Annotated in this window: 11 protein-coding genes; 9 read left to right on the top strand and 2 right to left on the bottom strand. The window is 60.1% G+C overall.

The window, feature by feature from the left end:
• Positions 1 to 161: 161 nt before the first annotated feature.
• The gene (locus ACRX4W_RS09630; RefSeq protein ID WP_432300254.1) at positions 162 to 827 is read left to right on the top strand and encodes an ATP-binding cassette domain-containing protein; all 666 of its coding nucleotides are present in this window, start codon (positions 162 to 164) and stop codon (positions 825 to 827) included.
• A gap of 24 nt (positions 828 to 851) precedes the next feature.
• Here ACRX4W_RS09630 and ACRX4W_RS09625 read toward each other — a convergent pair whose 3' ends face one another.
• A complete protein-coding gene (locus tag ACRX4W_RS09625) occupies positions 852 to 1,625 on the bottom strand; it encodes a helix-turn-helix transcriptional regulator (protein ID WP_124785727.1) in 774 nt (257 codons plus the stop codon).
• Between the two features lie 210 nt (positions 1,626 to 1,835).
• On the opposite strand from ACRX4W_RS09625, the gene ACRX4W_RS09620 reads away from it, so the two are divergent.
• The 5 genes from ACRX4W_RS09620 to ACRX4W_RS09600 all read left to right on the top strand — a co-directional run bounded on the left by ACRX4W_RS09620 (position 1,836) and on the right by ACRX4W_RS09600 (position 7,237).
• A complete protein-coding gene (locus ACRX4W_RS09620; protein WP_432300251.1) occupies positions 1,836 to 3,047 on the top strand; it encodes an MFS transporter in 1,212 nt (403 codons plus the stop codon).
• Between the two features lie 2 nt (positions 3,048 to 3,049).
• Positions 3,050 to 4,696 carry an amidohydrolase gene (locus tag ACRX4W_RS09615; protein ID WP_432300249.1) on the top strand — a complete coding sequence of 549 codons (1,647 nt, stop codon included), beginning with the start codon at positions 3,050 to 3,052 and terminating at the stop codon, positions 4,694 to 4,696.
• A gap of 14 nt (positions 4,697 to 4,710) precedes the next feature.
• Positions 4,711 to 5,901, top strand: a complete 1,191-nt coding sequence (locus ACRX4W_RS09610) for an MFS transporter (protein ID WP_432300248.1) — start codon at positions 4,711 to 4,713, stop codon at positions 5,899 to 5,901.
• Between the two features lie 78 nt (positions 5,902 to 5,979).
• The gene (locus ACRX4W_RS09605; RefSeq protein WP_117778675.1) at positions 5,980 to 6,417 is read left to right on the top strand and encodes a hypothetical protein; all 438 of its coding nucleotides are present in this window, start codon (positions 5,980 to 5,982) and stop codon (positions 6,415 to 6,417) included.
• 121 nt (positions 6,418 to 6,538) lie between these two features.
• Positions 6,539 to 7,237 (top strand): DUF6580 family putative transport protein, encoded by a 699-nt coding sequence (locus ACRX4W_RS09600; protein ID WP_231500818.1) that lies wholly within the window; start codon positions 6,539 to 6,541, stop codon positions 7,235 to 7,237.
• A 534-nt stretch (positions 7,238 to 7,771) separates the two neighbouring features.
• Here ACRX4W_RS09600 and ACRX4W_RS09595 read toward each other — a convergent pair.
• Positions 7,772 to 8,590: an exodeoxyribonuclease III gene (locus ACRX4W_RS09595; protein ID WP_117840348.1), complete on the bottom strand. Its 819-nt coding sequence runs from the start codon at positions 8,588 to 8,590 to the stop codon at positions 7,772 to 7,774.
• A 114-nt stretch (positions 8,591 to 8,704) separates the two neighbouring features.
• On the opposite strand from ACRX4W_RS09595, the gene ACRX4W_RS09590 reads away from it, so the two are divergent.
• The 3 genes from ACRX4W_RS09590 (at position 8,705) to ACRX4W_RS09580 (ending at position 11,996) form a co-directional block, all read left to right on the top strand.
• Entirely contained in the window at positions 8,705 to 9,457 is a 753-nt protein-coding gene (locus tag ACRX4W_RS09590) for an NAD-dependent protein deacylase (protein WP_117840347.1), read from the top strand.
• Positions 9,458 to 9,551: 94 nt separating this feature from the next.
• Positions 9,552 to 11,294 carry a dihydropteroate synthase gene (gene folP / locus ACRX4W_RS09585; RefSeq protein WP_117840346.1) on the top strand — a complete coding sequence of 581 codons (1,743 nt, stop codon included), beginning with the start codon at positions 9,552 to 9,554 and terminating at the stop codon, positions 11,292 to 11,294.
• Complete coding sequence (locus ACRX4W_RS09580) at positions 11,295 to 11,996, top strand: hypothetical protein (protein WP_432300245.1); 702 nt, start codon at positions 11,295 to 11,297, stop codon at positions 11,994 to 11,996.
• Positions 11,997 to 12,124 lie beyond the last annotated feature (128 nt).

Here is a 12,124-nt window from a genome sequence, read left to right as displayed (position 1 = left end):
GTGGCTGAGCCCGATGGAGTACCGCAGGAAGCTTGGATACGCCTAGGCGCGGTCCAAGAAATCGTCCGCACCCCCAATCGTCCGAATTTGTGGCGCAAACGTCGCTCGAGAACGGCTCGGAAGCCTTCCCGCGCACGGATGGGAGCAGAATACTCCAAAAAATGCACGGCGGGTCGGCTACCACCCTGGCAGGGAGCTGGTTTCGCTACGATCGCGCGGGCGGTTGGGTGCTGCGCGGGCTCGACGTGGCGTTTTCGGCCGGTGCGGTGCATGCGGTCGTGGGCGGCAACGGATGCGGTAAGTCGACGATGCTCTCGGTGCTGGCGAAGACCGCCAAGCTGCAGCGCGGCCGCATGGTGCGCGGAGCGGCCTCGGCGGCGCTGCTGCCTCAGAACCCCAAAGCATTGCTGGTTGCCGAGACGGTTCACGATGAGCTGATGGAATGGGCCTCGACCTGCGGATATGACGAGAACTTGGCGCGGGAGCGTGCGGCGCAACTGGGATTGGACGGCCTGGAGACGCGTCACCCCTACGACCTCTCGGGCGGACAGCGCCAGCTGCTCGCGCTGGCAAAGCTGCTGCTGATTGGCCCCGAGCTGCTGCTGCTTGACGAGCCCACGAAGGGCTTGGACCTGGAGAGCCGCCGCATCATCGCTCGCGCCCTGCGTGACCATGCGAAGGCTGGCGGCACCGTCATCATGGCAACGCACGACCTGGATTTTGCCGAGCAGGTAGCCGACGACATCGCCATGATGTTTGACGGCGAGATTGCCTGCGTGGAGCCCCCGGCCGACTTCTTTGCCGACAACGTGTTTTATAGGGCGTGAGCGGGTTCGCGGGCGAGAACGGTCTTACTGCTTGAGCGCCGTGTACTGCTGAAGGAGCGCCATGAGCCCAACGCGGCTGTTGACCTGTGTTTTTCGAAAGATGTTCTCCAGATGCTTTTTAACGGTGCCGGTGCTGATGGAGAGCTCTTCGGCGATGGCCGCATTGTCCATGCCCGATAACACGCAACGACACACATCGATTTCGCGCGCTGAGACGTCGTAGTCGTGAGCAAATACGATTTCAGACGAACTGCGGTCAGCGCGTACACGCCATTTTGATAGTCGGTTTGTGAGGTGCGGTTCGATGAGCTCAAGGATTTGAACTTCACGATCGCTAAAGTCGCCTTCTTCTTTCTTGCGATTAAGATTGAGCGATCCCAAAAAGCCCTCGTCATTAAAGAAACTGACGTTGACGACGTGGCGGCCGCCAAGATAATCCTTCATATAACTGCTGTCGATATCGCCAGGGCTGAGCTGATCGGACTCGCGCAGCACTGTCGAGCGCGTAAGATTGCGGTGAGCGACGATCATGTCCTGCTGCCAGTACTTTTCGGTGTAGAGCTCGAGCATCCCAGCGGGGACATCGATGCCAAGAGGGTCAAGAAAGACGCGCGTTTTCCATTCTTGCGGGGTGGATACGAGATCCCTGGAAAGGTCGCTCAGGAAAAATGCAGCCGACTCGTAGGGGATGAGAAAACGCAGCTTTTTGAGGACGGTCGAGCGAAACTCGCGGTCGCTGTCGATGGAATTAATCGAAAGCACGAGATCGTTTAAGCAGAGCCATTCAGAATCGGACAAAAAGCTCAAGATGACCTCCGATGAGATTGCGTAGTGGTTTAGCTGGCATTTTAGTTAATTTGCGTAGAGATACTACTCCTTTTTTCGAATGATGATAAGCCGTTAGCCGAATGGTTTCGGTGAGGGGCCAATCGCAAAATATGAATACCTAAGAGCCAGGGCCCGGTTCTCCAAGCTGTTTGATTATTCCGACTTATTAAAGGAGTCATCATGGAAGAGAAGCTTCCTTCATGGCGTTGGGCGATTGTTTCAGTCGTTTGCCTGCTGTGCTTTATGGCTAACTACATGCAGTACCAGGTCTCAGCACTCGCCGTCGAGGTCATGCCTATGCTCAATATCGATACCGTCGGCTTTTCGATGCTGTTCCTCGTTCCTATGCTTACCGCCGTTTTCTTCTCAATTCCGCTGGGTGCCCTTGGTGACCGTATCGGTTCTAAGAAAGTTGTCACGGTTTGCACCGCAATTTCGGTTGCCGGCGGTTTTCTCCGTTGCTTTACGCTCGATTCGTTCACGATGCAGATGGCATCGATGTTCCTGATTGGCATGGGAATCTCGGCACTCAACGCCAACCTCATCAAGGTGCTCGGCACCTGGTTCCGTGAACAGACTGGTTTCGCCATGGGCTTGTTCTACGCGGCTTCGTGCGTTGCCATCGTTGTCGCTCAGATCTGTGCTGGCTTGTTCGGCAGCGTCTTTAACTCTTATATGGTCGCTGCTGTCGTCATGACCATCTCCTGGGTTCTTTGGATTGTGCTTGACCGGGATGTTCCCGAGGGGCAATCGCTCCCCGAACCCGAGCCCGTGCTCGACTACCTTAAGGTTGCTATCAAGAGTCCTGGCGTATGGCTAATCTCCGTTGGCGTCGGTTTTGGACTTGCTTCTACCACTGCCTATGCCGGTTTCCTGCCTCAGGCGCTTCAGCTTGGCAAGGGCATAGACGTCGCTACTGCTGGTTTCATGGCCGCAATTGTTACTGTCGGCAGTTTTTTTGGCTGCATCGTGGGGCCTGCGTTCTGCGATAAGCTTGGCAAGTTCAAGGGCTTCCTCATCGTCACTACTCTTATCGGTGCCATATCGATGTTCGTGACGTGGTACACCCCGGTTGGTTTCCTTCTGTGGACGATTCTGGTCGTCAACGGCTTCTTTACCGCCATCAACGGGCCGATCATGCAGTCCATGCCTGTTCTCCTCCCCGAGATTGGTGATACGTACGCTGGTTCCGCCGGCGGCATCGTGGGTACCATCTCCCTGCTCATGAGCTATTTCCTGCCTATCGGTATCTCCGCCATTGCCGGTGCCGATTACACTATGAACATGGGTCTCGAGAGCCTCTGCTTCCTGCTTTCCGTGGTTCCGGTTTTCTTCCTGCCCGAGCTCGGCCGCAAGGCCATGCAGGCTGCCGCCGCCAAGGATGGTGAGTAGCCATGGAATCGGTGGTTCCCGCCGATATCGTCCTTAAGACGACGGCGCTGTTTACGGCCGAGGAACTTGAGCCTCGCGCTGGGTGCGTTGCAGTTCGCGGCAGCGAGATCGTGGCCGTGGGCTCTCCCGACAAGGTGCAGCCGTTTATCGGTCCCGATACTGAGGTTATTGACGCCGGCAACAAACTGGTCATGCCCGGATTCAACGATTCACACATGCATTTTGCGCTTGGTTCAATCCAGAAGGATGAAGACTTCTGTTGCGATCTGATGTTCCTGCCGAGCGAGCGGGCTTGCGTGGATGCTGTTGCCAAGTTTGCCGCCGCGCATCCTGACAATCCGTGGATTTACGGTCAGGGTTGGTATTCGCCCGCGTGGGAAAACCCGACTGACCCTGATTGCCGCAGCCTCGATGCGCTCGATATCGACCGCCCAATCGTGCTCTCGGACTTTTCAATGCACGTGGTGTGGTGCAATACTGCCGCGCTCAGGGCGGTCGGTATCGACCGCAATACCCCGACGCCTGAAGGTGGCCTTATCCGCCACTTTGACAACGGCGAGCCCAATGGCTTTCTGTCCGAGCCCCAGGCGACGAACATCTTGCTCGATGTTGTGCTCAACAAACCGGACCTTGATGCGTCGTTGCTCAAGTCGATGCGCAAGTTCAACAAGCTCGGCATCACTTCGATTGGTGATATGTATCCTTTGGGCGTGACCACGCCCGGCGTGTACGACATCTATGACCGACTGGCGAGCGAGGACCTGAGCACGCTGCGCATCAGCTACTATTCTGCGCTCGATGCTCCGATGGCAGAGTCGCAGGCGCTGCGTGCGCGTCATCACAGCGAGCGCGTGCGCATGGCGGGTCTCAAGTACATTTTGGACGGCTGCCCCGAGGCCTACACGGCCTACATGCACGAGCCGTATCTTAACGCCCCCACGGGAAAGGACTTCCGCGGCGAGCCGGCGTGCAACCAGGAGACGCTTGACTGTATGGTGCTCGAGGCCAACAAGAATGGTTTCGATGTTCGTATCCATGCTATCGGCGACGCATCGGCCACGATGATTATCGATGCCGTCGAGCGTGCCGAGGAGGTGTGCGGCAACAAGGGGGCGCGTTTTGCTATCGAGCATACAGATAACCTGAAGCTCGAGGATATTGCTCGCATGAAGCGCCTGGGCATTAATGCTGCGATTCAGCCGCAGCATCCCATCGGAGGCCTTGGGCAGGGCGTGTACGAGGAGTCTCTTGGCGAAGAGCGCATGAGCCACATGTGGCGCTATAGGGAAGAGGCCGATGGCGGAATCCACTTAGGGCTTGGTACTGACTGGCCTGCGGTGATGTCAATCGATCCTATCGATACCGTGTATGCTGCGGTGACGCGTAGCGAGTTTGACGGGCACCCGGCGGAGGGATACTTCCGCGAGAATGCCCTGACGCTCGGCGAGACGCTGCAAGCGCACACGCTCGGCTCAGCATATGTCGAGGGCTTTGAGCGCCATTTGGGCAGCCTTGCCGCCGGCAAGCTTGCCGATATCGTCATCCTGTCGGGCAATCCGTTTGAAATGAACCCGATGGCGCTTCGCGATCTCGAAGTCGAGACGACGATCTTTAACGGACGCGTCGTCTATCGCAAGGATGAAGCATAGATAGGGTGATGAACGTGAGCAAAGGGACGGTCGAAAAATATGCCCTGCTGTTTGTGGTGTGCGGCATCGTGTTTGCTGCGAACTACGCGCAGTATCAGGTGTCGGGATTGGCACATCTGGTTGTGTTGGACCTGCATCTGACCTCGGCCGAGTTTTCAGCCGTCCTGTTTGCCCCGTTTGTTCCTGCCGTTGTATTCGGCATGCCTGTCGGCGTTTGCGCCGATCGATATGGCGTGAAGGTGCTCGTATTCATCGCGTCGGCGATTTCTGCAATTGCAGCGGCTGCTCGCGCGGAGTGCGCATCGTTTGCGACGCTGTTCACGGCGACCATGCTTCTGGGCGCGGCACCATGCGTCGTGAATGCCATCGTTCTAAAAGTGCTTGGTTCCGCTTTTGGCGGAGAAACCGATAGGGCCATGGGATGGTTCTACGCTGCGGGGTCGGGCGGAATCGCCTGCTCGCTTGCAACCTCTCCTCTCTTTGCAACGCCCGGACGAGCATATGCCCTTGCTGCCGTTTTATTTGCCGTGTTTGGATTGCTGTGGCTGCTGGTTGCGCCATCGGCAGATGTTCTGCAGGCTGCAGATGGCCTTGGCGTTCAGGGTGCGGAGCCTGCTTCGTCGTCGGCAAGTGCGTTTGCGGCGGTAATCAAGATGCCGATAGTTTGGCTCGTGGCGATACTGCTTGGAGTTGCCCTTGCATCGGCTACGGCGTACTCGGGTTATCTTGTTTCAGCGCTTGAGGCTTCAACTGAACCCAAGGCTGCTGGACTTCTCGCCTCTTTCGTGACGCTTGGATCGATTGTCGGCAGCGTGGCTGGACCCTATGTGCGGGCGCAATTTGGCGATTATCGCGTGTTTATGGCCATCTCCGCAATGGCGGGAAGTGCCCTTATGTGGGCAGGAGAGGCTTTTGTCTCCCATCCTTCTGTGGGGCTGATGTTTGCGATCGGCGTTTCGAGCTCCGTCGCTGGTCCGGTCGTTCAGTCGCTGCCCTACATGCTGCCCGAGGTGCGCGAGGGACTTGCGGGAAGCGCCGGCGGCGTGGTGAGCACCGTTTCACTGGGACTTACGTTTTTGATTCCCGTGGCCCTCTCCTTCTGCATTGGCGAGAGCTACGAAACGCTGCTTTTTGGGTGCGCTGTTCTGTTTGGCGCGACGGCGCTGGTGTCGCCATTCCTGCCGTCTCCCGATTCACTTATGTAATATTCGCTTCCGCCCTTTGGGCCTGGCCGACAAGGGCAAAAGGAGTTGGTCTACTTGACACTAAAAAAGAGTACCGCTGTGACCATTCTCAACGGCATCGTTAATCCTCTATTCATGTGTTCATTTCTGCCGATTGTTGAGGGAAAGCCTGGCTTAGATTTTCAGGGACTTACTGGTTTCTGGGGGCAGCTTATTCTGGCCATCGGTATTGCACAGTTCGTGGGTTTTTTGCCGCTCTTTGGCAAAGCAATTGAGACGTGCGTTGAGTTTTTTGGTTTTGATCGGAACACTCCGGGCGCACGGATTTGCGGAACCGTTGTGGGCGCTACTCTGCTCTTCTGCATTATCGGGCTATTTGAAGTCGCGTTTCAGTCAGGCGTTGGCGTTATCGACGGTGTGCCGTTTTTCTCGCGCTGGGTTCGCCTCGTGGTGGGCGGATGGGCCTTTGTCGTTGTGGGCGGCTTGCTGTTTGATCCTTTTGTCGCGGCCATTGCCGCTAAAGTTACGGGCGAATAGCGCCAAGACCGGTCGCGTGGCGAAAGCCTGATCGACTGGCAGCCAAGGTCGGCCGGGGGATTGGTCGGCCTCATTTTGCCCGTGCTACCATAAACGGACATTCGTTTGATGGGGGCTGCCGTTGTCACGCGTCTTGCAACATATGGAAATCCCGCTGCTGCTGGCGGTTCCTGCGGTGATGGCTGCGGCGTTGCTGGCGGGCGTTGAGCAGGCAGCGTTGGCCATGCTGGTTGTGGTGGCGCTGGTGCTTGCGCTGTTCTTTGCGGGTTACGAGGCTTCGCGCCCGGGCCTGCGCCAGATTATGCCCACGCTGGTGTTGGCGGCGTTGGCCGCGGCGGGGCGCATCTTGTTCGGTCCCATTCCCGACTTTAAACCGGTGAGTGCCATCGCCATTATCGCGGGGGCGACGCTTGGTCGCCGCAATGGTTTTATGGTTGGCGCGCTGGCGGCGCTGACCAGCAATTTCTTTTTTGGACAAGGCATGTGGACGCCGTGGCAGATGTATGCCTGGGGGCTGGTTGGCTATGTTGGCGGCGCGCTAGCGTATGCGGGTGCGTTCGACCGCGTCGACGGCACCGTGCGCATGCCAGTACTGCTGGCGTACGGCTTTGCGTCGGGCCTGCTCTATGGCGTCGTGATCAACGCATATGACATCATTGGTTTTGTACAGCCGCTTACTTGGGCGGGTGCCGTGGCGCGTCTTGCCACGGCAGTGCCGTTCGATATTACGCACGGCCTTGCGACCTGCGTGTTTTTGGCCGCCTTGTACAAGCCTTGGTGCCGTCGCATTAACCGTGTCGTCGTGAAATACAGGCTGTAGGGCTGGTTGCGTCGGGGCGGGAATCAATACTGCCGAAGTGTCATTTCAAAACTATGCCGGTTTACGGGGCTAGATTGGCGCAGGCAGACCATGCCGGCTTTTTTCGAAATAGAGTAAGCCGTTCACCTGCGGTTTTATTATCTCGGAATTGCGTATGGTTGGGGGTTCGCGATTCAGCCCCGTAAACCGGCATAGTTTTGGAATGGCCGGCTGATATGACGGGCATCGTGGCCCTCAGAGAGCCAAATTGATCCATTTTCTTCCGTCCCCAGATGTCCCCAGGGAATCAGTTGACGGCGCTTGCCACGAAACTGGCCCATCTACTACGTTTAGCTTGATACTCCCGACCATGACCGCGTTTTATGAAAAACCGCAGGCTTTCTACCTGCGGTTTTCTTTTTGCGTTGTTCGCTGTGGTTGAGGGTGGTGGCTTAAACGTAGTAGATGGGCGTGTTTCGTGGCGGATGGGTCACGCGGACACCCTCACGAGGCCCAAAATGATCCGTTTTCCTTCGTCTCCGGGGGCAGCTGGAGTTAGAGCTCCAACGTAAGGGTGACGGGGCAGTGGTCGCTGCCGAAGATGTCGCCGCGGATGCCGGTGTCGCGTACGTTGTCGGCGATTGCGTCGCTTACCAGGAAGTAGTCGATGCGCCAGCCGGCGTTGTTCTTGCGGGCATTAAAGCGATAGCTCCACCAGCTGTAGACGCCCTCGACGTCGGGGTTTGCCGCACGCCAGGTATCGGTAAAGCCGGCGTTGAGCAGCTCGGTAAACTTGCCGCGCTCCTCGTCCGAAAAGCCGGCGTTGCCGCGGTTGGACTTGGGGTTCTTAAGGTCGATCTCCTCGTGCGCCACGTTAAAGTCGCCGCAGGTCACGACGGGTTTGCCGGTCTCGCGCTCGAGCGCGTTCAAAAAGCCGCGGTAAGCATCGTCCCAGGCCATGCGCACGTCGATGCGGGCGAGTTCATTTTGGGCGTTGGGTGTATAGACGTCGACAAACCAGAACTTGTCGAACTCCAGCGCGCAGACACGGCCCTCGGTCGCGGCTTGGGCAACGAGCTCAGCTGCCTCACCCTCGCCGGCGTAGGGCAGCAGCGCATCGGCGTGCAGCACGCGCAGCGGTTCCTGGCGGCTAAAGACCGCAGTGCCCGAATAGCCTTTACGCTCGGCGTAGCTCCAGGTTTGGTGATAGCCGGGCAGGTCAATATCGACCTGGCCTTCTTGCAGCTTGGTCTCTTGCAGCGCCAGGATATCGACGTCGAGTTCTTGCGTGATCTGGATAAAGCTCGGGTCCTTTTTGAGCACGGCGCGCAGGCCGTTGACGTTCCACGAGGCGAAAGTGTAAGTCTGAGGCATGGTGTCCTTTCGACGGGGTTGGCAGGCTTAAGATTAGCGCAACAGGGGCGGGGTGGGCTCCGTGGGCGACGGCGCAATCGCAGCCGCCCCGACCAACATGGACGGAGGACAAACATGACGCAAGCGATAACAGATCCCAAGCAGGCCTCCGCCGCGCTGGCGGAGCTGTTCAATACCCACAAGCGCATGGTGTTCTTTGGTGGCGCTGGTGTTTCCACGGCAAGCGGCATTCCCGATTTTCGCAGCGTTGACGGCCTGTATCACCAGCAGTTTGCCTACCCGCCCGAGACCATGCTCTCGCACAGCTTTTACGAGACGCATCCGGCGGAGTTCTTCGACTTTTACCGCACCAAGATGATCGCGCTTAACGCTAAGCCCAACCGCTGTCACACCAAGCTCGCCGAGCTGGAGCGAGCTGGCAAGCTCGATGTCGTGGTGACGCAAAACATCGACGGCTTGCATCAGATGGCGGGCTCGCAGCGCGTGTTTGAGTTGCACGGATCGGTCCATCGCAACATTTGCCAGTCGTGCGGAGCGGTCTATAGCGCCGAGTGGATTTGCTCGCGCGAGCACGAGGACGCCGCGGGCGTGCCCGTGTGCCCCGCGTGCGGTGGTCGCATCAAGCCCGATGTGGTGCTCTACGAAGAACCGCTCGACGAGCATGTGTTGACCGGTGCCGTTGCCGCCATCGCCGCGGCCGATGCCCTCATTGTAGGCGGGACCTCGCTCGTGGTGTATCCGGCGGCGGGCCTTACACGCTACTTTACCGGCGATACGCTGGCCATTTGCAATCTTGCCCCCACCGATCAGGATGCAAATGCCGACCTGCTGATTTCTTGCGACATCGCGGCCGCGTTTGCGTTCTAGCCCGCGTGCGCGGATACAATAGAAAGACTGATTGCAAAGCGACCACGCCGCCAGCGCCCGAGCGCGGCGGCGTGGGCATTTTAGGAGGATGTTCATGGCGAACGACAGCAAGACATGGCGGTGCGGAAAGTACGAGCTCAGCTTTGACCGTCCGCGCATCATGGGCGTCCTCAACGTGACGCCCGATTCGTTTAGCGACGGCGGGGAGCACTTCGACCCGGATGCCGCCATCGAGTACGGCCTGGCGATGCTCGACGCCGGCGCCGACATCATCGACGTGGGCGGCGAGTCCACGCGCCCCGGATTTACCCCGGTCAATCCCGATGAGGAGGCTCGCCGCGTGCTGCCCGTGGTGCGCGCGCTGGCCAAAGAGGGCGCCATCGTCTCGATCGACACGCGCCACGTGGCGGTTGCTAAGGCGGCCGTGCGCTGCGGCGCCTCGATCGTCAACGACGTGACCGGCTTCACCGACCCCAAGATGGTCGAGTTTGTTAAGACGAGCACCTGCGGAGTCATTGTGATGCATGCCGGCGAGGTCGCCGTGCCCACCCGCACGCACGCAACGGTGCAGCTCGATACCTCGGCAGCGGCGTTTGTTGCCGAGAAGGCGCGCGAGGCGGCTGCCGAGGCCGCGCGTGAGGCCGAGAAGCCGGCTCGTCGCCGTCGCGGCAAGTTGCTGGGTGAGCCTAAGCCGGAGGCCAAGCTTCCGGGTGGCGTGGTGCAGCCCTCGTTGCCGTTTGGCGAACCTGAGCCCGCGACCGAGCCTGCAAGCGAGCAGGAGACGCCTGCCGCCGAGCAGGCTGCTGCCGCCGAGACCGTCGCGCCCGCGCCCGAGGCCGCGCCCGCAGCCACCGAGGCCGCATCGGAGCCCAATGATCACCTGGCGGCCATGATGCGCCGCAGCGCCCGCCGCGAGGAGGCCTACGTGCCCACCTCTCAGCTCCGCCGCTTCACCCTGCCCGATTCGGCGCCCATCATGCGCCGCGTTATGGGCTTTCTGTCCGACCAGGCCCGCACGCTCATCCACGCCGGCGTGTCGCGCGACCGCATCTGCATCGATCCTGGCCCGGGCTTTGGTAAGTCGGCTAACGAGGACATCGTCATCCAGCGCGAGACTGCCAAGATGGCGTCACTGGGCTATCCGCTCATGTGCGCCGTATCGCGCAAGCGCTTTGTGGGCGCCGTCTCGGGCGTGACCGAGGCCGCCGAGCGCGATGCCGCTACGTTTGGCGTGTGCCTGGGCGCCATCCAGGCCGGTGCCAACATCGTGCGCGTGCACGACGCCGCGGGTTTTGCGCAGTTCCTGAACGGCTACTGGGCGGTTGCCAAGCCGCAGCCGCGCCGCGCGTTTGTGGCCGTGGGCTCCAACCTGGGGCATCGCTGTGACAACATCCGCGCCGCACGCGACATGATCGCCGAGATTCCACTCACCTGCGTGTCCAACTCCTCCAAGATCTACGAGAGCGAGCCGGCCTACGAGACGCGTCAGGACGCGTTTGCCAACGCCGTCATCGAGATCAAGACCGAGCTGGCGCCGTTGGTGCTGCTCGACGAGCTCATGAAGATCGAGGCCGAGCTGGGCCGCGACCGCTCCAAAAAGGCCAAGGCCAACGGCCCGCGCACCATCGACCTGGATCTGCTGTGGATGGACGGCGAGACCCACGGGGGCAAAAAGCTGCGCCTGCCGCATCCGCTGATCGGCGAGCGCGACTTTGTGCTGGTGCCGCTCGAGGATCTGATGCACGATCCGGCGCGGTTCTTCCGCTACAACGGCGTCGAGGTCAAGGGGCCCGAGGACCGCGTGGGCCATATCGTGGGCGAATTGGGGCGCATGTAGATGATCGAGATGAATGCTGTTGCCGCCGGCACCGAGCTCGACGCGGCGCGTGACGCGGGCCGCGAGGGCGTGTCCGCGGGCTGGTGCGCGTGGAGCGCGGGCGATGCTTCGCTGACGTTTTCGCTGGTCGTTCGCCCCGACGTGAACATGCACGCCTTCCACGGTCTTCCGTTTGTGGCCGCGATGGGCATGATGGACGCGCTCGTGGGCACGACGTCGACGCCGGGCCTGGGCCTTGCCGGTAAGGTGGGTATCCAGTGGTCGAGTGACATCGTGTGCGGTGCGCCTGCGTTTGAGACGTCACTCGCGCGTGTTGCCGTGAACGGCGGTGCCGGTGCTGCGGGCATGTTTGCCGCGGTGACGGTTGATATTGAGCGTGCGGCGCTGGGTGAGCTTGGTGTGGATATGGCAGATGAGGCGCTGATCGAGGCATTGGCCGCCGCCGTGCTGGTCCGCGTGGACACCTGGGCGGTTGCCGCCAACACACCACAGGGCGCTGCCGGCCCGCTGGCTCCGGTGCTGGGCGAGTACTTTGACATGGTGCCACTGTTGGGTCGTCAGGTCGCGGCGGTGTCGCCCAACGGCTTGCCGCTTGCGGTCGGTGTGTTTGCGGGCCTGGACATCTGGGGCCGCGCGACCATCAAGACCGATGCCGGCGAGCAGGAGTTTCCGCCCGAGGCCGTACGGATTCGCGGACTGTAACGCGAGGCGCCCGCGCTCAAAGATAGCGATGACAACAAGACCCTCCTCGGCTGTGAACTGCGTCCCAAATCTTGGACGCCCTAAATAGCGACTAGGCCGCGAGGGCCTGATTCCGGAACTCCTCCGGG

The sequence above is a fragment of the Collinsella aerofaciens genome (assembly GCF_964283865.1).
In the GTDB taxonomy this organism is placed as follows: Bacteria; Actinomycetota; Coriobacteriia; order Coriobacteriales; family Coriobacteriaceae; genus Collinsella.
Note: the sequence above shows the minus strand (reverse complement) of the source record. Positions and strands in the feature narration are given on the sequence as shown.